The sequence below is a fragment of the Nonomuraea sp. NPDC050022 genome (assembly GCF_044460705.1).
Classification (GTDB): domain Bacteria; phylum Actinomycetota; class Actinomycetes; order Streptosporangiales; family Streptosporangiaceae; genus Nonomuraea.
Genome location: NZ_JBITKE010000001.1, coordinates 395,090 through 415,317, shown reverse-complemented (window position 1 = coordinate 415,317; position 20,228 = coordinate 395,090). Strand labels below are relative to the sequence as shown.

Here is a 20,228-nt window from a genome sequence, read left to right as displayed (position 1 = left end):
GGTGACGCTCCGGCTCCCGGGCCACCGCCGGTTACGACCGCCACTGCGAGGCCGTCCCCGTAGACGATGGCCCCGTCCGCACTCGGACGGGGCCATCAGGACCTACGTTCCCGGTCGGAAGCGGCGCGGCGGAGTGTGGATGTCGAAGCTCAGCCGCGCCTGAGCCAGGATCGAGTGCGGCGCGGCGTCCGGCGTGATCAGTCCGAGCCGTTCGAAGACCGGAAAGCCCGCGGAGCCGGCGACGAGATAGCGGGGACGCATCGGCGGATGCCAGATGCCGTAGACCCCCACCCGCCCGTCTCGCCGCCGGTACCAGCCCTGGGTCGGATGGGTGAGCCGTTCCAGCCAGTCCGGCTCGTCCGTGAACCCGGCCAGCTGAGTGAGGGGCTCGGCCAGCTCGACCGCCTCGCAGTGGGCGTCCCCGGCCGCCAGCCGCCACCGGGCCGGATCGGCGTCCCAGTCCGCCTCGATGCGGATGCGATCGCGGCGCCACGGCATGCCCCACAGACGCTGCGGGATCGCGACGACCGGGTGATCCAGGCTGGTGCCGAAGAACCAGACGCCCGCCTTGCCGTACGCGGTGACGTAGGCACGGTAGTTGATCTGCCCGCAGTCGATCCCGACCGACGGGAGGAACCGGAAGTGGAAGTCCCGGTCCCGGAAGGCGACAGCGGAGACCAGGGCACCGGGACCGTCGTCCATCTGCATCGGGACGAACCCCTCGGGCAGGTGCCGGGCGAGCGCGTCGGCGTCCACCCGGTAGCTGACGATCGCGAAATCCTCCAGCTCCGTCCGCGCGTGGAACCAGCGCGGACGCGGCCGTGGCGTACCGACGAAGCTCATGCCCAAACCATCCCACTAGTCGCGCGCGCCGATCAGCTCGACCGGCCGCCGACCGAGGACAAGGCGGCCGGGCAGCGCCGTGGCCATAAGGGCGAGGCCGGCCGCGGCCGCGATCACCGCGAGGTAGGTGAGCGGCGGGACGTGCGGCAGCAAAGAACCGGTCATCCCCATGCTGAACGCCGACAGCGTGACCAGCGCGATCACCGTCCCGATGGTCACCGCGACGACGACCGCCGCCAGCGTCTCCAGCCGCAGCATCCGCAGCACCTGCCGCCGTGTGGTGCCGACCAGGCGTAGCAGGGCGAGTTCCCGCGACCTCGACGACGTGGACATGGCGATCGTGTTGACCACGGCGATCGCCGTGAACGCGATGATCAGCCCCATCGCCACGTAGTTCACCTCACCGTTGGCCCCGCCGACCGAGGACGAGGCGGCCCGGTCCAGTACGCCGACCCCCGGCACGGCCCGTTCCAGGTCCGCCCGCGTCACCGAGGGGGCCGCGACCAGCACGGTCCCGAGTGGGTCGTCCACGTGCCCGGCCACCAGCGCGTGGGAGAGCGTGAGTTCGCCGAATCCCAGCCCGCGCGAGTAGATCGCGACGACGCGCAGCTCGACGGGGGTGCCGTCACCCAATGTCAGGTTGATCTTCGCGCCCACAGAGACGCCGAGCCGTTCGGCCGCCGTCCGGCTGACCGCGACGGAACCGTCGTCGAGGTCATCGAGCGAACCAGAGACGACCCCCAGATCCATGGTCCGGCCGAGCCCGCCAGCGGTCACGGCCTGCGCGCCGTACTTGTCCAGGCCCACCCGCACGGAGGTAGGCAGCACTTCGGTGACCGCCTCGACGCCCGGAAGCCGCCGCACGGCCGCCGCCGTGCCGGAGGGTACGTGCGGGCCGAGGACGTGCTCCGCTCTGGTGCCCGCCGTCGCCTGCTCCTGGGCCGCGTACCCCATGGTCGTCTGTACGAACAGGATCGTGCAGGTCATCGCCACCATCAGGCTGAGCGGCGTGACGACCGAGCTCAGCCGCTTGGACGTGGCCCGCAGACCGGCGGCGGCCAGGTACCCGCTCGTCCGGGCCGCGCGCAGCGGCACCCCGAGCAGGGCGGTCGCCGCCTGCGCGAGCACCGGGCCGAGCAGGGCCACGGCGACCGTCCACACCAGCGCGGTGAGCAGGGTGACCGGGCCGGAGGCCGCCTCGCTCGACAGGGCGGAAAGCACCAGCGTCAGCGCGACGCCGCCCGCGGCACACAGCAGCCCGGCGACCATCCTGCCCAGGGGGATGCGCGCCGTCGGCAGCTCCGCCTCGCCGAGTGCCTCCACCGGGCGGATCCGTACGGCACGCCGCGCCGAGAAGTACGCCGCCGCCCAGGCCGCCATCACGGCCGCGCCCAGCGCGGCGAGCAGCGGAAACGGACTGACCACCAGCCGCAGGTTGTCCGGCATCGCGCCCAGCGCGACGAACCGGGACCGCAACCAGAATCCCAGCCCGACCCCGGCCGCCGAGCCGAGTGTCCCGGCCACCACGCCGACCAGCAGCGCCTCGCCACCGAGCATCCCGCGCACCTGACGGGGAGTGGCGGCGACGGCCCTGAGCAGGGCGATCTCCCGCTGGCGCTGCTGGATGGACAGCGCGAACGTGCCGACCACGACGAGGATCGCCACCAGCAGCGAGGTCCCGCCGAGTGCGCCGCCCAGGCTGATCAGCCTCACCCGCGACTGCTCGGCGTCCAGGAACTCCACGGCACCGCGCTCGTCCCCGGTGTAGGCCTTGACCATCCCGGACACGTCCCCGGTGTAGGCGAGCGCGCCCTTGACCACCTCGGACACGTCCACCTGGGGAAAGACGCCGATCGCGGCCACCTGTCCCGGCCGTCCCGCCAGGCGCCGCGCCTCGGCGGTGGCCAAGAACAGCGTGTCCTGGCTCGGCAGGTCCTGGGCGGTGACACCGGTGACCAGGTAGTTCCTGTTCCCGGCCGCCGTCCGCACGGGCACGCGCGCCCCCACCGAGAGCCCTGAGGCGGCCTCCACGACCACCTCTCCCGCCGCCCTGGGCGCACGTCCCGTGCGCAACGTGTACGGAGTGAGCGCCGCCGACTCCCAGCCGTGCCCCTGGAACCGGCGGCCCGCGAGATAGGCGGGGAAGGTCACCTCGGCGACCACCCGCGACACCCCGGGGATCCGGCGCAACCGGTCGGCCAGGGACGCGGGCACCCAGGCCCGCTCGGACAGCTGCTTGGCCTTGGTCTTGGTCTTCGTCTCGGACGCGCGGACCGTCTGGCGGGCGTACTGGTCCCCGCTGACGATCACCGGGGCGCCCGCGTAACGTTCGGGCGCCACGCTGCCGCGCAGTCCCGTCTCCAGCAGCATGCCGCAGGCGCAGACCAGTGCGGCGGCGCAGAACAGGGCGACGAACGCCCCGGCGAAGGCGGCCTTGCGGTGCCGAAGCGTCTTCAGGGCCACAAAGATCATGGAGCTCAACGCACCCACGCTCCCAGCCTGGTCATCCGCTCGGCGACCTGCTCCGAGGTGGGCGCCGCGACGGAGTCCACGATCCTGCCGTCGGCCAGGAACAGCACCGCGTCGGCGTACGAGGCGGCCACCGGGTCGTGGGTGACCATCACCACCGTCTGTCCGGTTACGTCCACGATCTCCCGCAGCAGCGTCAGCACGTCACGGGCGGTCATCGTGTCCAGCGCGCCGGTCGGCTCGTCACCGAACACGACCTCCGGCCGGGTGACCAGCGCCCTGGCGATGGCCACCCGCTGCTGCTGGCCGCCGGACAGCTGCGCGGGCCGGTGGCCCGTCCGTCCCGTCAGGCCCACCTTGGACACGACCTCGTCGAGCCATGCCCGGTCCACGCGTACGCCCGCCAGGCGCAGCGGCAGGGTGATGTTCTCGATCACGGTGAGCGCCGAGACCAGGTTGAACGCCTGGAACACGAAACCGATCCGCTGCCTGCGCAGCTCGGTCAGCGCGGTCTCGTCCATCCCGGCCAGTTCGGTGCCGCCGAGCCGTACCGAACCCGAGGACGGCACGTCCAATCCCGCCGCGCAGTGCAGGAACGTGCTCTTGCCCGAGCCCGAAGGGCCCATGACCGCGGTGAAACTCCCTCGTGGAATGCCTACCGACACCTCGCGCAGGGCCGCGACCGCGCCCTGCCCCTTGCCGTACACCTTGCTCACCGCGTCCAAGCGCAGCACGTCTGTCATGCCTCTCAGCCTGCTGACCAGGTACGGCACGGACCAGAGACGCGATCACGCCTGCACCATGACCTCATCATGATCCGGACACTGGTAGACATATCCCTGTGATTCGAGTGCTTCTGGCCGAGGACCAGCACGTCATCAGGGGCGCCCTGGTCGCCCTGCTCAGCCTCGAACCGGACCTGGAGATCGTGGCGGCCGTCGAATCAGGCGACGCCGCCGTACCCTCGGCCCTGGTCCACCGGCCGGATGTCGCGGTGCTCGACATCGACATGCCCGGCACGCTCGACGGCCTGGCCGCCGCGGCCGAAATACGCGCGAAGCTGCCGTCGTGCCGCACGCTCATGCTGACCGGACACGGCAAGCCGGGGCACCTGCGCCGGGCGCTCGGGGCGCAGGTGGACGGGTTCCTGCTGAAGACCGCGCCGCCCGAGGACCTGGTCGCGGCGATCCGCGACGTCACGGCGGGCAAGCGGGTGCTCGACCCCTCGCTGGCGGTCACCGCCTGGGACCTGGCCGACAACCCGCTGACGTCGCGAGAGGCCGACGTGCTGCGGCTGGCGGCGGGCGGCGCCGACGCGGCCGAGATAGCGGCCAAGCTCTTTCTCGGCGCGGGCACGGTACGTAACTACCTGACCGCCATCGTCGCCAAGCTCAATGCCCGCAACCGTACGGACGCCGTCCGCATCGCCACCGAGGCGGGCTGGATCTAACCGACCATGTGCAGGGAGGTCGGCGCCTGGGCCGTCAGCTCGAACCAGTCGTCGTCGCGCTCCGTGCCGAGCCGCCCGTTCAGGGCCGCCAGGCGGGTGGTCAGGTTGCCGATCCCGGCCGAACCGGGCCGCCCCTCGGACGAGCGCACGCCGTCGTTGCGCACGCGGAGCCGTACCACCCCGTCCTCCTCCACCACCATCGTGATCGCACAATGCCGGGCGGAGCTGTGCCTGAGCACGTTGGTCACCGCTTCCCGGAGCACGGTGCCCAGGACGTTCTCCACTTCGGCGGACAGCTCCGCGTGCGCGAGGCCGAGCTCCACCTGGATGCCCGCGGCGGCCAGCACCGACCGTGCCGACTCGGCCTCGGCGACCAGCGACAGCGCCGGCCGCTCACCGGAGATGACCCGCAGATCTCCCTCCGCCTTCTCGGCCATCGCCAGTACGTCCGCCAACTCGGCCCGGGCCCGCGCGGGGTCCAGGCGTCTGGCCAGCTCACACTTGAGCAGGATCGCGGCCAGGCTGTGGCCGAGCAGGTCGTGCAGGTCGCGCGCGGCGCGCAGGCGCTCCTCGACCACGGCGGCGCGGGCCAGCGCCTGCCTGGCCTCCTGCAACTCCCGTACCAACTGAGCGAGCTTGAGCAGCCCGTACACGACCAGACCGGTCACGAGCGTGCTCGCAGTGAAGTTGACCGTCAGCGGGACCGGCAGGCCGAGCAGCACCGCGCTCACCGCGACGCTCGCCATCACGCACCCGACCAGCGGCCAGGCCACGCTCCACGGGAAGGCGAGCAGGATCGGACCGGCGAGGAACCCGGCCGCGCCCAGCCAGGCCCGCCCGAACACCGGAATCGGCAGGTAGACCAGCAACGCCAACAACGCGAGGGCGAGCATGTGCCGCCCGTTGATCGAACGGAGCTGCATGACGACGATCACGGCGAGACAGGCCGCGGCGGGCACCAACAGGCTCGCGGGGACGAACAGCAGCGCCTTGATCGAGAACCCGACCAGCACCGCGGCGAGCAGCGCGACCGACAGCCGGTAGGCGCCCGGGTCCACGACCGCCTCCGCCCGCCCCTCGGGCAGCACGGCGTCCACGGTCAGCCGGCCCTCATCGGACAGGCCCGTGGTGAGGCTGCCACCCGCCGCACCCAGCTGCCGGGTCAGATCGGCCAGGCCCTCGTCCTCGGCCGTGCGGGCGCCGTCGTGGGTGACGCGCAGGCGTACCGTCCCGTCGGCCGTGGTGGTCTCGATCACGCACGTCGTGGCCGTGTTCTGGCGTACGGCCTCGGTCACCACCTCGCGCAGCACCGCAGCGAGCAGCGCGCCCGCGGGGCCGAGCGGCTCGGAGTGCCCGACCCGCGTCTCGGTCTCGATCGCCGCGGCCGTCAGCATCGCGCGGGCGGTCGTCATCTCGGGCGCGAGTGACGTGGCGCGGTAGCCCGCAGCGGCGTTCCTGGCGTCGGCCAGGGAGCGGCGGGCGGTGGCGACGACCTCGCCGAGCGTCTCCGCGACGCGTTCGGGTCGATCCAGGGCGGACCGTACGCCCGCGGCGATCGCCGTGAGCCCTCTGCCGAGGCCGTCGCTCAGCCCGGTGGCGATGCGCAACCGCTCCTCGGCCGCCGCCGCCAGTGCCAGCGCGAGCCGGGCGGCGTACATCTCGTCCACCCGATCGGTGAGCCGGGTGAGGCCGTAGATCACCAGGGCGATCAGCACCATGCTGATCGCGGGGTCCGCCGGACCGACGACGGCGGCGCTGACCGCCACCAGCGGGGCCAACGGCCACGCCGGGGTCAGCAGCAGCGATCCGCCCAGGAAGCCGAGGATCCCGACGGAGGTGCCGAAGCCGAGCGTGGCCACGTAACCGACCACCGCCTGTAGGACCAGCAGCCACGGCCCCCTGAACCGCCGCAGGGAGCGCAGTACGTAGACGAGCTGCAGCCCGAACGCCACGATCGCGAGAGGGGACCCCGCCAGCACATAGACGGACGCGAACCCGGCGAGCACCACGACCACGATCCCCCGCGCCAGGCGCGGCACCGGAACCTGCGACAACTCACTCCCCCGTGTCAGATCGGGGGCAAGCCTACGGGTTGTCCGTTTTATGAGGAGGTCATGGGTCTTCGGTGACGCGGTCTCTGGTTCGGAGATCCGCGCCTCGGCAGAGTCGTTGACGCAAGCCGAACGATCACTGGATTCGGTGACGCAAGCCGAACGATCATTGAAGAGGACCCCTGATGCGAAACCTCGCAAGACTGTCCGCCGCCGCAGCGGCCACCGCCATCCTTGCCACCGCCCTCGTGACCCCCGCGCAGGCGGCGGCCGTCTCGTGGAGCGCCTGCCCCGCCGGGCCCGGTGTCGACGCGCGACAGGAGTGCGCCACGCTGAAGGTTCCCCTGGACTATCAGGCGCCCGGTGGGCCGGCGATCTCGCTGGCGGTGTCGCGGATCAGGATCGCCAAACCCGCGTCGCGCCGTGGTGTGCTGCTGATCATCCCCGGCGGGCCGGGCAGCCCGGGCCTGAACCGGCCGAGTGTCCAGGTCAAGCGGCTGCCGCAGGACGTGCTCGACCGCTTCGACATCATCGGGTTCGACCCGCGTGGCGTGGGCCAGAGCTCCCCTGTCTCCTGCGGGCTGGCGACCGGTGACCTCTCGTTCACCAAGCTCAAGCCGTACCCCGACGCCGACGGCGGCATCGCGGAGAACGCCGCCTGGTCGCGCAGGATCGCCGAGGCCTGCGCCCGCAACGGCGGCCCGCTCATCCGGCACATCAGCACGCGTAACGAGGCCAGGGACATCGACGCCATCCGCCGGGCGCTGGGCGAGAAGAAGATCTCCTACTGGGGCGTCTCCTATGGCACCTACGCGGGCGCGGTCTACGCCACCATGTTCCCCGAGCGTACGGACCGGGTCGTTCTGGACAGCAACGACGATCCCGATCCGAGCCGGGTGGCGCGGCAGTGGCTGGCCAACTACTCCGTCGGCGTGGAGGATCGCTTCCCCGACTTCGCCACCTGGGCCGCGGCCCGTGACGCCGATTACGGCCTCGGTACGGACGCGGCGGCGGTCCGGCGCACCTTCCTGGAGCTCGCGGCCGACCTGGACCGCAAGCCCTTGCCGTGGCCGGGCGCCAACCCCGAGGAGCTGAACGGCAACCTCCTCCGGGAGACCATGCTCAACGCGCTCTACTCCGACGCGAACTTCCCCATGCTGGCCGGACTCATGCATGCCGCCCTGACCTCCGCCGAACTGCCTCCGGCGAACACGCCGCCGCCGGCCGTCCTGCAGAACACCGCCGCGCACGCCGGCGCCACCATGTGCAACGACGTGGAGTGGACGGGCTCGGTCGCCAAGTTCCAGCGGCAGGTGGCGCGTGACCGGATCGCCCACCCGCTCACGGCGGGCATGCCGGTCAACATGGGGCCGTGCGCGTACTGGCCCGTCAAGCCCGCCGAGTCGCCCGTACGGGTCGGCTCGCGCGGCCCGGCCAATGTGCTGCTCATCCAGAACCTGCGTGACCCGGCCACGCCGTACAGCGGCGCGCTGAAGATGCGGCAGGCGTTCGGGCAGCGGGCCCGCATGGTCAGCGTCGATTCCGGCGGCCACGGCGCCTACCTCGCCAACGGCAACGCCTGCGGCGACCAGACCGTCACCGGCTTCCTGACCACCGGCCAGTTGCCGAACCGCGACAAGGCCTGCTGACCGACTCGGTGTGAAGGCTCCTCCGTACGGTCACATAGGCCCTTCTCAGGGGCGGCGGCGCGCCGACATGACCAAGGCCACCAACAGGAACAACCCGAACACCGCACCCAGCAAGAGCAGCCCGAACCCGATCAACAGATTCCAATTCCCGAACTCACCGAGAACCGGGAAGGCGGGATCCACGTAGTACATGACGATCCACAGGATGCCGACGATCCATGCGGCGGGCATCGCCACGGCCCAGCGTCGCACCCAGCGTGTGGACCGCCGCGGCGGGGCGGGCGTTCCTTCACGGGGATAGGGCTCAGACACCGATTTCCCTCCTACCGTCAGCCGGGAATCGCGCCGACGACGCTATCGGAGAAGGGGCGGCCATTAAACCCCTTGGCCATTCGGGTCCGATTCCTATGAGCTGGGGACTGAGCTGGGGACCGAGAAGCGAGGCGATCTACGGGATCCACCACGCGCACGGCGCGTCATCCGCTCTTGACAGCGCGTGTAGGGTTCCGTAAGTGCTTGATCAGCCTTCGCGACAAAGGTGATTCGCATGTCATATCCCTCCCATGACCGCCATGATCGCCACTCGGGGTCGGCCCGGCCGAGGGTCAATCCGGCGCGAGTGTGGGGAGGCGGCGTGGCCGCCGCCGTGGTGGCCGCACTGATCGTGGTCGTCGGAGCCATGATCAGCAACCGGCTCCTGGGCATCCGCGCGCTGACTCCGTACGGGAACTCCGCTTACGGCAGCACGGCGATCACGGGATACGCGATCTCGGCCGCCACGGCCGCGCTCGTCGCGACGCTGCTGCTCTATGTCCTCATGCTGTCGACGCCGGAGCCGACCAAGTTCTTCGGCTGGATCGCCGGGCTCTTCACGGTGATCATCACGATCCTGCCGTTCATGTACTCCGTGGACCTCATCAGGCAGATCGCCACGGCCGCCATCAACCTCGTCGTCGGCATCGCCATCTTCTCGCTCCTGGCCTCGATCGGCCGCACGGCCATGGATTTCGAGCACGTATCGGACCCCGACCCGTACCCGTACGAGCAGCCCCGGGGATATGAGCCGCAAGGTTACGAGCCCCGCGGATACGACCAGCGGGGATACGACCAGCGGGGACATGAGCCCCGAGGTCACGAGCCCAGGGGACACGTGCGGCGCGGGTACGAACGTCCCGGCGAGTACGAACAGCGCGAATACGAGCAGCGCCGAAGCCGCGACCCGTACAACTGACCTCGCAGATCATCAATCGCACTGGCGGGTCGAGACCCGCCTTGTGGCATCACTCGCGTCCTTGGTTGATGGGCAGGAGTTCCTCGGCGGGCAGGGCGAACCCACGGGAAGGACCAGCGGCGCGCCTGCCGCCGGGCGGCGCCTCGGTGATGCGCAGCGCAGGCACGGACAGATCTGGTACGTACAGGACCGCGACATCAACGTCCGGATCGAAGGCGACGACACGCGCCTTATAGGCCTTGCCGTCGTCGGCCGTGACGGTGACGGACTCCAAGACCCCCGCCACCACGTGCGCCACAGTCACTACGCGCTGGGGCGCGTATACGAAACCCGTCCCCTCGAGCTTCCTGCCACATGACTGCGCCAGCCCAGAGATGCGCACCACGCTCCGCTTCTCGCTGACAGACTCCGCCGGGATCACGGCCTCACTGTCAGGCGTCGGAGAGCTGATGGGCAGCGGCCAGAAGGGCAACGTGATCGAGCACCCGCTCAGGACGAGAAGTAACGGCAGCCAGACCCAGCGCATCATGCCTCCATCGCTTCATGGGACACCTTCGCCCCTGGAAGGCCCACGGTCCTAGCCGAGGCCACCTGCACTCAGGGACATATCCGATCAAGCTACCGGCGCCTGATAACGATCATGCAGCCGAGTGGACAGGCACTTTTCGTGATGGGGGCCCTGTCTTGAAGGCCGTAGAAGCGTGGCACCTCTTCCACTCCTCGGCCCTACAGGGCAGAAGTCACATCTGTATGCGAGAAATCTTTACCCTTGTACAACAGCGGTTCCCCAGCGGCCTTCGCCAGCGCATACGCGAAGCAATCGCCGAAGTTCAGCTTCGCCGGATGACCGCTACCCCGGCCGAAATCACGGTGCCCACGAGCAGGCGCTTGGCGGCCGGTTCAGTACGACCCATGCGTTCATTTTGATCACACATGAGTTCGTCTGGAGCCAGCGGAGGGCACCAAGTCGGGACGGACAAACCGACTAAAGGGGGACATTCAATGCCCAAAGCGATCATCCCCATCATGTTCGCCCTTGCGATTGCCGTGATGCCTCACGCGGCCGCCGGCGCGCGCACGCCCCTGGACGTGAACGAACAGGACCGGACCTTCCTCCGGCAGGCGCACCAAGGCAACCTGGCCGAGATCCAGGCCGGACAGACCGCCCAGGACATGGGCGCCGGCAAGGCGGTCCGGGAACTGGGCGCCAAACTGGTCAGCGATCACACCAAGATGGACGACGACGTGACCCGGGTCGCCAAGCAGGTAGGGGTGGACCTGCCCGACAAGCCGAGCGAGGTCCAGCGCCGCCAGCTCGGGGAGTTGGCCGCCAAGAGCGGCGAAGCATTCGACCGAGCATGGCTGGCCGCGCAGATCGCCGGGCACCGCCAGAGTCTCGCCAACGGCGCCAAGGAACTGCGGAAGGGATCCTCGCCGGAGGTGAAGCAGCTCGCCACCGATGCCAAGCCCATCGTCCAGACACACCTCGACCTGCTGATGGAGGCCAAGGGCGGCACCTGAGGTCCGAAGACCGGGGAGTGTCAAAGGTCCAGGATGACGTCCTCACGTGGCCGGGAGCAGCAGATGAGCGCGTCGCCTTCGGCGGGCGCGTCGAGCGGCTCGGGCGAGTAGTCGACGCTTCCGGCCAGCAGGCCGCTCTCACAGTTGTGGCATACGCCGGTACGGCATGACCAGCGGGTGGGCACGTCACAGGCTTCGGCGAGCTCCAGCAGGCTCATGTACGCGGTGCTCCAGCTCACCGTCAGCCCGCTGCGCGCGAAGGAGACCGCGGGCCCGTCACCCGGCGGACCCGCGGGCGGGTGTACGGGAGCCACCGAAGCGCTGGTGACACCAGGAGTCAGAGACGGACCGGCGCCGAAGATCTCCGTACGTACATGGGAAGGAGCGAGCGCGGAGGCGGCGAGCGCGACCGGGAGGTCCCGCATGAGCGCGGGAGGGCCGCACACGTACGTGTCGGCGCCGCGTGGCAGGCCGAGGCCGCAGAGCAGGTCGAGGGAGAGCCGGCCCCTGGAGTGGTAGTCGACGCCCTGCCGGTCGCCTGGGGCCGGGCGGCTGTAGCAGACGTGCCGGTGCGCGTTCGCCAGCCGGCCGAGCAGGTCGCGGCTCTCGTCGGCGAAGGGGTGCTCGGTGCCGTCTCGCGCGCCGTACAGCCACCACACCTCACGAGAGGATCGCTCGGCGGCGAGCGTGTGCAGCATGGCCATGACGGGGGTGGCGCCGATGCCCGCCGAGATGAAGACAACGGGACCGTCACCGGCCACGAGCGTGAAGGCGCCTCGCGGGGCCGCGCATTCGAGGACGTCTCCGGTACGCAGATGGGCACGCAGGTATCCGCTGGCCACCCCGTGCGGCTCCTGCTTGATGCTGAGGCGATACTCCGCGCCGCCCGGCGGGCCGGACAGCGAGTAACTGCGGATGAGCGACGGCCCGCCGCCCTCGGATGGCACCCGAACGGTGAGAAACTGGCCCGGCAACGCGGCAGGAAGCGGGCCGCCGCCGGGCGCGGCAGGGAGCGGGTCGATGCCGGGCGTGGCAGGACGCGGGTCACCGTCGGAGGCGGCAGGACGCGGGTCGCCGTCGGGGGCGGCCAGCGTCACGGAGAACACGCTGGCGCTCTCCGCCTCGATCCGCTTCACCCGGAGCGGCCGGAACCCCGGCCAGGCCGGCGGCGGAGAGACGGCGGGGGCCAACCCCGCGTTGCCGCCCGCCGCGCCGGAAGCGCCGTCGGCCTGGTCGAGCAGCGCCTCCAATGACGTTCTCCAGCCAGGGCTGAGAGCGGGAATGCGCAGCGCCCGCGCGAGCTGCCGACGGGAGTGGCCCGGCAGGTACAGCAGCGCGTCGATGTCGGCGACCGTCACCTCCTCGGGACCGGAGTCGACCTTGACGAACTCCTGCCCCGCCTCCACCCGGCCCTCGACGAGGACTTTCAGGTAGAACCCCGGACGCCGGTGGGACACCAGCAACGCGGCCATCTGGGGCTCGCCCATCCGCAACCCCACCCGGTAGCAGGTGACCCGCGGCTGGGTGACCTCGAACAGCGCCTCGCCCACCTGGAACCGGTCACCGATGCGGACCTCGTCGTCCGGCAGCCCGTCGACGGTGAAGTTCTCCCCGAACTGCCCGTAGACGAAGTCGTCGCGGCCCAGGTACTCCTGCCAGTGGCGGTAGGAGTCCAGCTGGTAGACCAGGACGGCGCGGTATTCACCGCCGTGCCCGGCCAGATCCCCCTGGCCGTCACCGTCGACGTTGAGCCGCCGCACCATCCGCGGGCCGGCGACGGCGTACTTCCACACGCCGGTACGCACCGTCTTGCCCTGCCAGGCGACGTCCTGCGGAAGACCCACGTTGACCGATACCAGCCGCGCCATGCGTCCCTCCTCGCGTCAGAGTCCGTGTACGGGGCTGGACTACCGAACATACAGAACGAATAGCAACAAAACGGTCAGGGGTTGTTCGCCGGAACGGGAGCGGTGCATTGCCTATCATTAAATTATTAGTTAACTTTCCTGTATGAAGTCGCGCCCCCTAGCCGCGCTCACATTGGCTGCGGCCACCCTCGTCACCGCATTCAGTTTCGCCTCGCCCGCACAGGCCGAAATACCCGGCTATGTCAAGCAGGGCACCTATGGCTGGCCCGACCAATGCGCCGGGATCGGCTACGACGGTCAGACCAACCACACCTGGCGCCAGTACTACTGCGAAACCGTCATCCCGACCAACTGGAACGCCCCGGGCCTTTACTACCTGTGGGTGCAGTACTAAAACAGCAGGTCTAGTTCGGATCAGCACCATCAGCGAAGTGCGCCAGAACCATCTCGACCAGCGCGGCCACGTCGGCGTCGACCATCGGCTCGCCGGTCATGCCCATCCGGTGCAGCAAGGTACCGACGACGACGTCAATGAAGAACAGGACCCGGCTCTCCGGCTCGCCCAGCGCTTCCTGGAGCGCGAGCCGGTACGGGTCCTGCAACCGCGCGGACAGCATCTCGCGTACGGCCGGATCACTGACAGCGTCACTGAACACGCCCGCGAACGCGTCACCCACCCCGGGCTCGCCGATCTTCGCCGCGATCCAGTGAATGGCCGAGGACATGAGCTCGGCCCGGCTGACGCCCTCCAGCGGCACCGGGCCGAACGCGTCCAGCAGGCAGTCCACGATCAGCGCGCCCTTCGACGGCCAGCGACGGTAGATCGTCGTCTTCGCGACGCCGGCCGCGGCGGCGATGCGGTCGACGGTGGCACTCGCGTACCCGAGCTCGTGCACAGTGCTCAGCGTCGCGGCGAAGACCACGTCGTTGAGGCCGGCTCGTGGGCGACCGGGTGGCCTGGCGGATGTGGTCGTTCGGGTCATGCTCACACGATATCCCCTTGCGCTACCATCGGTATCGATACTTGCCGTAGCGAAACCAGGGGGACAGATGAGCGAGGCCACCGGTACGGAGCGGCCGCCGCTGGGCATCCGGTTGATGCATGCCCTGCGGAAGGAGCCGAACTGGTCGGGGATGACGGCCGAGGAGCTGGTCACCCTCCGCGACACGGTGAACCGCAAGCGGGCCTCCCGTCTGGCGCGGCTGATCACCGGGTTCCCTGACCGCGGCGCCATGATCCAGTGGCAAGAGGTCGCGCTACCCGACCGCCGGCTCCGGGTCCGGGTGTACCGGCCCTCGCTCGGGCACGGCGGCGAATGCCTGCCACTTGTACTCCACGTGCACGGAGGCGGGTTCGTGGGTACGGCCGTGCAGAGCGACTGGGTGAACAGTCACCTCGCCGCCCAGCTGCCCGCGGTCGTCGCCTCGGTCGAGCACCGCCTCCTCGACCCGGATACTCCGCTGTCGGCGGCCGTCGACGACGGCTGGGACGTACTGCGGCACGTGGTGCGGCATGCCGCGCAGTGGGGCATCGACCCGGCGCGGACCGCCGTCTTCGGCGAGAGCACCGGCTCGATGGTCACCGCGCTGGCCGCGATCCGGGCCAGGGAGTCCGGCCTGCCCTTGCGGGCGCAGGTGCTGGCCAACTCCCCTGTCGACCTGACCTCGGCGGGATTCGACCACGCCTCGATGCGCCAGTACGCCAACAGCCCGGCCCTCACCTTGACCCAGATGCGGTTCTTCCAGCAGCTCGCCATTCCGCCGGGGACGGATCCTCGCGCGTTGTCGCCGCTGTACGCCGACGACCTGAGCGGGCTGGCCCCAGCGCTCGTGGTGGTGCCGACCATCGATCCGGTGGCCGATCACGGCCGCTGCTACGCAGAACGGCTGCGGGCGGCCGGGACGCCCGCGCGGCTCACCGAATATCCGGGAGCGACGCACGCGTTCCTCAGCATGCCGGGTGTGGTGCCGCAGGCCAAGGCCGCGCGGGCGGAGATCGTCGAGTTCCTCCGGGAAGCCTTCGCCGGGTGACGGGTCCCGGCCTCGATCCTCGCCGCCGGACAGTCGCCCCCATCCCGAGGCACCCGGTTCACCGCAGTGCCGGTCGGGCGAGAGCGGCGCCCGCCGCGTCGATCCACGGCCGCACCTCCGCCTCCTCGGCCCGCGCCCGGTCGCCGACGCCGGCTCTCACCATTGGTCGTCGCCACCGCAAAGAACGCAAGCGCGCCGCCTCTCTGAAAGACGTATATAGGTGCCTTTCAGCTAATTGCCAGAGGTTCGTCTCCGACGACCACCTCGCACAATCAACTCCCCCGCGCCCGCCATGGGTGCGGGGGCGTCTGTATGTCGCGGAAGCTGCGGGTGTCCCATACAGATGTTCCTTCGCGCCACTGGAGGCGGTGGAATATGTGTCGTCTTCCCTGGTCGGCCTGACGAGGCTGTCGATCACGTTCATTCCGCTCCCGAGGCTAACCCGTCGCGCCGTAAGGTCGCGTCACGGCGACCACGTTCACGAGCCGTTCCAGGCCGTCAAAGTCCTTGGGGTTCGCGGTGAACAAGGGCAGCTCGTTACTGGCGGCTGTCGCGGCGATCATCAAGTCGGCGGTCCGGCTTCGTGGCTGTCGGCCCTGCGCGTACACGACAGCACAGATCTGCCCGAACATGCGGGCGGCGTCGGCGTCGTACGGCAGTGGGTCACCAAATGCCGCTTCGGCATACTGGAGCACCGCGACCCTTCCCGCGCGCTTGATCGGATCATCGGTGGCGTATGGGCCACGCGACAGCTCGCCAAGCGTGACTGCGGTGATCGCCGACTCCGCGGGCAGTTCGGCGGGATCAAAGAGCTTGAAGGCGGCCACGATGTTCGTGTCGAGAACGCCCCGCTCATGCCGGATCACAGGCCGGTCCCGCCGAACGGATCGCCTAGCTCGTCATCGATCATCGTATCCAGATCAGCCCGCACCTCGTCCCAGTCAATAGCCGGGGCTGTGGCGAAAACGGCCTGCGCCTCAGCTGTGGGAACGAACCGGCGGCGCTTGATCGGCTTCACTTCGGCCAGCGGCTCGCCGTTGATCGTCAGTATGTATCGCTTTCCCTCGCGAAGGCCGCGCGTGATGCTTCCAGAGTCGTTGACGAACTGGCGCACGCTCACCTCGGTCGGTCGAGGCATCGGAGCATCCATGGCTCAATTGTACCCCTACGTACCACGGCGTACCACGGAATACACGGACAGGTAACCGGGATCCCGCCGGGCATGATCCACATGCTGGCGGACCACACCCCGAGGGGCGCAAAGCGCTCGATACCATGGCGCTTCAGCCGCAGGCGTACGTGCGAACGACCTGGAAAGGCGTGATCGAGATGCGGGTGCTTGTCTCGGTGGACATGGAGGGAATCGCCGGGGTGGTCGATGGCGATGATGTCATCCCCGGCCACAGCGAATACGAGCGCAACCGCAAACTGCTCACGGCGGAGGCCAGCGCAGCCGTCCGCGGCGTCCACGCCTACGAGGCAGGCGCCCAGGTGCTGGTCACCGAGGCCCACGCGCGTTTCCGCAATCTTCTCCCCGAACTGCTGGACCGGCGTGCCGAGTTACTGCGTGGCGCGCCCAAACCCGGCGGAATGATGGCCGGACTGGCGGACACCATCGACGCGGTACTGTTCATCGGCTATCACGGCAAGGCGGGCACGCCCCGCTCGGTCATGGCTCACACCGTCTCTGGCGGAGTGATCGCCGACGTGCGCTGCAATGGCCGCTCCCTCGGCGAGATCGGCTTGAACACCGCGCTCGCGGCGCACAGCGGCGTACCGCCGGTGCTGGTGAGCGGCGATGACAGCGTGGCGGCAGAGGCGGCCGAGGTCGCCCCGGGCATCCGCTCAGTGGTGGTCAAGCACGCGCTGGGCGCTCGCGCCGCCGCGCTGCTGCACCCCGACGAGGCATGCGACAGGATCGAACAGGCGATACCCGAGGCCTTGGCCGGCCGTGGGGTCGTCCGTCCGCTGCGTTTCGACGGCCCGGTGCGGTTGGAAGTACGGGTGCACCGGCCGCGGATGACCGAGCACGCGCTGCTGGTGCCGGGCATGGAGCTCGAAGACGGCTGCACGCTGCGCTACGCGGCCCCGGACTTCCCGACCGCGTACCAGGTCATTGAACTCATCGCCACGCTCGGCGCCGTCTGATCCCGATCCGAGCCGATGAACGTTCACCGGCGGACGTCACAGGTCACGGAGTGATCGGAGCTCGCTGATCACATCTGCGCCGGAGGGCGCGTGATCCGGGTCCACCAGCCACTGCAGCATCAGACCGGTCAGCAACGCGAGCGGCACGGAACCGCCGAGCCCTTCTCGCCCCTGGCGCTGCCCTTTGGCGAGGTGTTCACGCACCTCTGGTGATCGCTCGGCCTGCACTACGGCCTCGAGTTGGGCCACCCACAACGCCCGATGAGTGGTGAAGCTGTCGATCAGCGCCTGCCAGCGCTGTTCCGGCTCGTCGGACGGGGTGCGACGGGCGAGTTCGTCACCGAGCTCGTCAACCGCCTCCACCAGGGCTTGGGTGAGCAGGGCGTCTTTGGAGCCGAAGTGGTAGCCGATGGCGGCGTGACTCACTCCAGCGGCCGAGGCGATGTCCCGGACGGTCGTGTGAGCCCAGCCACGTTCGATCAGGCATCGCTTGGCGCCGGCCAGCAGATCCTCTCGGTTTCCCATGCGGCGCAGCATACCGAAGAACTTGCCCATTCGGTCTATCCATTTGGTTTGACCAAATGGGCAAGACGCGCTTACGGTCATCTCCATGACCAAGACGACGGTTCTGATCTCGGGCGCCAGCGTGGCCGGGCCCGCCCTCGCCTACTTCCTGCACCGCGACGGGTACGAGGTGACCGTGATAGAGCGGGCCCCGCACCTGCGCGACAGCGGCTACGCGGTGGACTTCCGCGGCCAGGCACTCGGCGTACTGGAGGAGATGGGCATCCTCGCCGAGGTCCGGGCGCACGACACGAAGATGCGCGGCACCACGCTGGTGGACGAGAACGGCGCCGAGATCGGGCAGCTGCCCGCGGAGGCGTTCGCCGGCGAGTTGGAGGTGCCCAAGCAGGAACTGACCCGGATCCTGCACCGCATCACCGCGGACAACGTGGCGTACGTGTTCGACGACTCCATCAGCGCGCTGACTCAGCACGAGTCCGGCGTCACGGTCGAGTTCGAGCGCGGCGCCACCCGCGACTTCGACCTTGTGATCGGCGCCGACGGCGTCTACTCCAAGGTCCGGCTGCTGTCCTTCGGCCCGCACGCCGACGCGCTGCGGCACCTGGGCCTTTCCGGAGCCGGGTTCAGCACCCCCAACTACCTCGGGCTCGACCGCGCCGGACTGCTCCAGCAGACCCCGAACACGGCGATCTACCTGTTCGGCCTCGACGCGGCGGCCCCTCTCACGGTCAGTCTTTCCTTCGCCACCACCTCCCCCGCGCTGGACCGCCGCGACCGCCAGGAGCAGGAACAGGCCGTGCGGGCCGCCTTCGCCGAGCACGGCTGGGAAGCGCCCCGGCTGCTGAAGGCGATGAGCGAAGCCGACGACTTCTACTTCGGCTCCTCCTGCCAGGTCCATCTGGACCGCTGGTCCCACGACCGGGTCACGCTGCTCGGCGACGCGGGCTACTGCGCCGCGCCCACCAGCGGCATGGGCACCTCACAGGCCTTGATCGGAGCATGGACGCTCGCCCGCGGCCTGGTCGAGGCGGACGGCGACCACAAGACCGCCTTCGCCGCGTACGAGGCGGAACTGCGGCCTTACGTCACGGAGAACCAGGTGAAAGGCCGGCAAGCCGCGGCAATGTTCGGAGGGCACGCCACTCCGGCGGGCACCGAACCGCACACAACCTAAACCGCCCCGTCTGCCGACGACTCAAACTCTGACCGGCGGCGGCATCGTCCACATCAAGGACAGCCGGGGCGAACGCACGAACGCCGCTACCACCACGATTTCACCGCCCCTGGGTCACCAGGGCCGCTACGCTGGGTGTCGGCTTGACCACAAAGAAGATGTTCGGTCGGAACAGGATCCTCTGGTGACGCGCCCTCGCCTGCCCTCTGGTCGAAGTCGGGAAGTGCGAAGATGGTCATCATGAGCATGAAGCGGCAGGGCGAAGTCTTGAACGAACTGGCCATGGCGATCCGCGACATGCGAATTCCAGACGCGCCGCACATCCAGGAGGCTTCGGTTGAGCCGTACCTTGATGCCGATGGCGAGGCAGCACTCCGAGCTGTGATCATTATGGACACGCCTGACGAGAACGGGTGGCCGGCCGAATTTACCCATGCGTTGCGTAGGGAGGTGAACAAGCTTGCCGCTCAACGCCAGATCGATGAGCACGTCTACGTCAAACTGTTCACCCCGGAAGAATTCCAAGCCCGGGAAGACGTCGACGAGCCGCTCGAAGACAACAGCACAGGCGTTATTGACCAGGCCCTGACCAGGGACCAGCAGGACTGGTTGTGAGGCGAGACTTCAAGGCAGACGACTACCTCCATCTAGCCGACACCCTCGCAGGCCGTACCGCCGGGCGCGGCCGTCCTCGGACCGCCTACCTGAGGCGTGCTACCTCAACGGCCTACTATGCGCTCTTCCATGAGCTCGTACAGCATGGCGCGAAGCGCGCGGCCAGGAATGGGCCGGTCGAGCATCAGCAAGCCATCGGCCGCTGGTATGCCCATGGCAACTTCAAGAAGGTCGCCCGCTGGGTGGAGGACATCGCGGCTGGCCGTACGCCACCGAGCCCGGTCCGGCTTCTTCTGGTTGATTCCGCTTCCTGGCGCGTTCCGGTGGATCTGGAAGTGCTGGCCAGCGCGTTCAACGAGCTTCTGGAAGCCAGACATGGCGCGGACTACGACCCTGCCTTCGATGCAACCCGCCTGGACACACTCGGTCACATCAACACGGCTCGCTCCGGCATCGAGGCCATCAAGCGTATGGACAAGGCCGACCTTCATCAGTTCGACATGTTCTGCCTGCTCGCTCTCGGTGGAGACCGCATGATCAGGAACAGCTGAGTAGCGGATGCCCTGGTCGACCTGTGGCGTCAATAGCCTTCAGCCGTCGAGCCGTGGGTCGCCTGCGCCTTTGCCCATGGCATGCACCGCGACCGGTCAGCT

The 20,228-nt window shown here is 69.2% G+C and carries 21 protein-coding genes; 10 read left to right on the top strand and 11 right to left on the bottom strand.

Annotated elements, in window-relative coordinates:
• Positions 1-102: 102 nt before the first annotated feature.
• From ACIBO2_RS01825 to ACIBO2_RS01815, 3 genes are read right to left on the bottom strand one after another with little or no spacing between them, the layout of a single operon-like run.
• Positions 103-843 carry a DUF2071 domain-containing protein gene (locus ACIBO2_RS01825; protein ID WP_358547749.1) on the bottom strand — a complete coding sequence of 247 codons (741 nt, stop codon included), beginning with the start codon at positions 841-843 and terminating at the stop codon, positions 103-105.
• 15 nt (positions 844-858) lie between these two features.
• Entirely contained in the window at positions 859-3,315 is a 2,457-nt protein-coding gene (locus ACIBO2_RS01820; protein ID WP_397294824.1) for an FtsX-like permease family protein, read from the bottom strand.
• 5 nt (positions 3,316-3,320) lie between these two features.
• Positions 3,321-4,055: an ABC transporter ATP-binding protein gene (locus ACIBO2_RS01815; RefSeq protein ID WP_358547755.1), complete on the bottom strand. Its 735-nt coding sequence runs from the start codon at positions 4,053-4,055 to the stop codon at positions 3,321-3,323.
• Between the two features lie 98 nt (positions 4,056-4,153).
• Here ACIBO2_RS01815 and ACIBO2_RS01810 point away from each other — a divergent pair, with 98 nt between their 5' ends.
• Positions 4,154-4,762, top strand: a complete 609-nt coding sequence (locus ACIBO2_RS01810; RefSeq protein WP_397294822.1) for a DNA-binding response regulator — start codon at positions 4,154-4,156, stop codon at positions 4,760-4,762.
• On the opposite strand, the gene ACIBO2_RS01805 is transcribed toward ACIBO2_RS01810, so the two are convergent.
• Complete coding sequence (locus ACIBO2_RS01805; RefSeq protein WP_397294820.1) at positions 4,759-6,816, bottom strand: histidine kinase; 2,058 nt, start codon at positions 6,814-6,816, stop codon at positions 4,759-4,761. The genes ACIBO2_RS01810 and ACIBO2_RS01805 overlap by 4 nt on opposite strands.
• 182 nt (positions 6,817-6,998) lie before the next feature.
• Between ACIBO2_RS01805 and ACIBO2_RS01800 the strand changes: the two genes are divergently transcribed.
• Positions 6,999-8,462 carry an alpha/beta hydrolase gene (locus ACIBO2_RS01800; RefSeq protein ID WP_358547764.1) on the top strand — a complete coding sequence of 488 codons (1,464 nt, stop codon included), beginning with the start codon at positions 6,999-7,001 and terminating at the stop codon, positions 8,460-8,462.
• Between the two features lie 45 nt (positions 8,463-8,507).
• Here ACIBO2_RS01800 and ACIBO2_RS01795 read toward each other — a convergent pair whose 3' ends face one another.
• A complete protein-coding gene (locus ACIBO2_RS01795) occupies positions 8,508-8,774 on the bottom strand; it encodes a cell division protein CrgA (RefSeq protein ID WP_358547766.1) in 267 nt (88 codons plus the stop codon).
• 235 nt (positions 8,775-9,009) lie between these two features.
• Between ACIBO2_RS01795 and ACIBO2_RS01790 the strand changes: the two genes are divergently transcribed.
• Complete coding sequence (locus tag ACIBO2_RS01790) at positions 9,010-9,693, top strand: DUF6069 family protein (RefSeq protein ID WP_358547769.1); 684 nt, start codon at positions 9,010-9,012, stop codon at positions 9,691-9,693.
• 49 nt (positions 9,694-9,742) lie between these two features.
• On the opposite strand, the gene ACIBO2_RS01785 is transcribed toward ACIBO2_RS01790, so the two are convergent.
• Positions 9,743-10,222, bottom strand: a complete 480-nt coding sequence (locus ACIBO2_RS01785; protein WP_397294817.1) for a trypsin-like peptidase domain-containing protein — start codon at positions 10,220-10,222, stop codon at positions 9,743-9,745.
• A 473-nt stretch (positions 10,223-10,695) separates the two neighbouring features.
• Between ACIBO2_RS01785 and ACIBO2_RS01780 the strand changes: the two genes are divergently transcribed.
• Positions 10,696-11,214, top strand: a complete 519-nt coding sequence (locus ACIBO2_RS01780; protein ID WP_358547775.1) for a DUF4142 domain-containing protein — start codon at positions 10,696-10,698, stop codon at positions 11,212-11,214.
• 20 nt (positions 11,215-11,234) lie between these two features.
• Here the strand turns inward: ACIBO2_RS01780 and ACIBO2_RS01775 are convergent, their stop codons facing one another.
• On the bottom strand, positions 11,235-13,082 hold the full coding sequence (locus tag ACIBO2_RS01775; RefSeq protein ID WP_397294815.1) for an MOSC domain-containing protein: 1,848 nt from the start codon (positions 13,080-13,082) through the stop codon (positions 11,235-11,237).
• Between the two features lie 142 nt (positions 13,083-13,224).
• On the opposite strand from ACIBO2_RS01775, the gene ACIBO2_RS01770 reads away from it, so the two are divergent.
• Positions 13,225-13,476, top strand: a complete 252-nt coding sequence (locus tag ACIBO2_RS01770; RefSeq protein WP_397294813.1) for a hypothetical protein — start codon at positions 13,225-13,227, stop codon at positions 13,474-13,476.
• A 10-nt stretch (positions 13,477-13,486) separates the two neighbouring features.
• Here the strand turns inward: ACIBO2_RS01770 and ACIBO2_RS01765 are convergent, their stop codons facing one another.
• Entirely contained in the window at positions 13,487-14,065 is a 579-nt protein-coding gene (locus ACIBO2_RS01765; RefSeq protein WP_358547783.1) for a TetR/AcrR family transcriptional regulator, read from the bottom strand.
• Positions 14,066-14,132: 67 nt separating this feature from the next.
• Here ACIBO2_RS01765 and ACIBO2_RS01760 point away from each other — a divergent pair, with 67 nt between their 5' ends.
• Positions 14,133-15,113, top strand: a complete 981-nt coding sequence (locus tag ACIBO2_RS01760; protein ID WP_358547786.1) for an alpha/beta hydrolase — start codon at positions 14,133-14,135, stop codon at positions 15,111-15,113.
• 437 nt (positions 15,114-15,550) lie between these two features.
• Here ACIBO2_RS01760 and ACIBO2_RS01755 read toward each other — a convergent pair whose 3' ends face one another.
• Both ACIBO2_RS01755 and ACIBO2_RS01750 read right to left on the bottom strand, forming a co-directional pair.
• On the bottom strand, positions 15,551-15,979 hold the full coding sequence (locus ACIBO2_RS01755) for a type II toxin-antitoxin system VapC family toxin (protein WP_397294811.1): 429 nt from the start codon (positions 15,977-15,979) through the stop codon (positions 15,551-15,553).
• Positions 15,976-16,263, bottom strand: a complete 288-nt coding sequence (locus tag ACIBO2_RS01750) for a hypothetical protein (protein ID WP_397294809.1) — start codon at positions 16,261-16,263, stop codon at positions 15,976-15,978. The genes ACIBO2_RS01755 and ACIBO2_RS01750 overlap by 4 nt, the downstream gene beginning before the upstream one ends.
• A 179-nt stretch (positions 16,264-16,442) precedes the next feature.
• Here ACIBO2_RS01750 and ACIBO2_RS01745 point away from each other — a divergent pair, with 179 nt between their 5' ends.
• Positions 16,443-17,261 carry a M55 family metallopeptidase gene (locus tag ACIBO2_RS01745; protein WP_397295702.1) on the top strand — a complete coding sequence of 273 codons (819 nt, stop codon included), beginning with the start codon at positions 16,443-16,445 and terminating at the stop codon, positions 17,259-17,261.
• A 36-nt stretch (positions 17,262-17,297) separates the two neighbouring features.
• Here ACIBO2_RS01745 and ACIBO2_RS01740 read toward each other — a convergent pair whose 3' ends face one another.
• On the bottom strand, positions 17,298-17,816 hold the full coding sequence (locus tag ACIBO2_RS01740; RefSeq protein ID WP_358557892.1) for a TetR family transcriptional regulator: 519 nt from the start codon (positions 17,814-17,816) through the stop codon (positions 17,298-17,300).
• A 55-nt stretch (positions 17,817-17,871) separates the two neighbouring features.
• Here ACIBO2_RS01740 and ACIBO2_RS01735 point away from each other — a divergent pair, with 55 nt between their 5' ends.
• From ACIBO2_RS01735 to ACIBO2_RS01725, 3 genes are all read left to right on the top strand, one after another.
• A complete protein-coding gene (locus tag ACIBO2_RS01735) occupies positions 17,872-18,960 on the top strand; it encodes an FAD-dependent monooxygenase (protein WP_358557895.1) in 1,089 nt (362 codons plus the stop codon).
• Between the two features lie 240 nt (positions 18,961-19,200).
• On the top strand, positions 19,201-19,575 hold the full coding sequence (locus ACIBO2_RS01730) for a hypothetical protein (RefSeq protein WP_397294806.1): 375 nt from the start codon (positions 19,201-19,203) through the stop codon (positions 19,573-19,575).
• Entirely contained in the window at positions 19,572-20,126 is a 555-nt protein-coding gene (locus ACIBO2_RS01725) for a hypothetical protein (RefSeq protein WP_358557900.1), read from the top strand. Before ACIBO2_RS01730 ends, ACIBO2_RS01725 begins: the two co-directional genes overlap by 4 nt.
• Positions 20,127-20,228 lie beyond the last annotated feature (102 nt).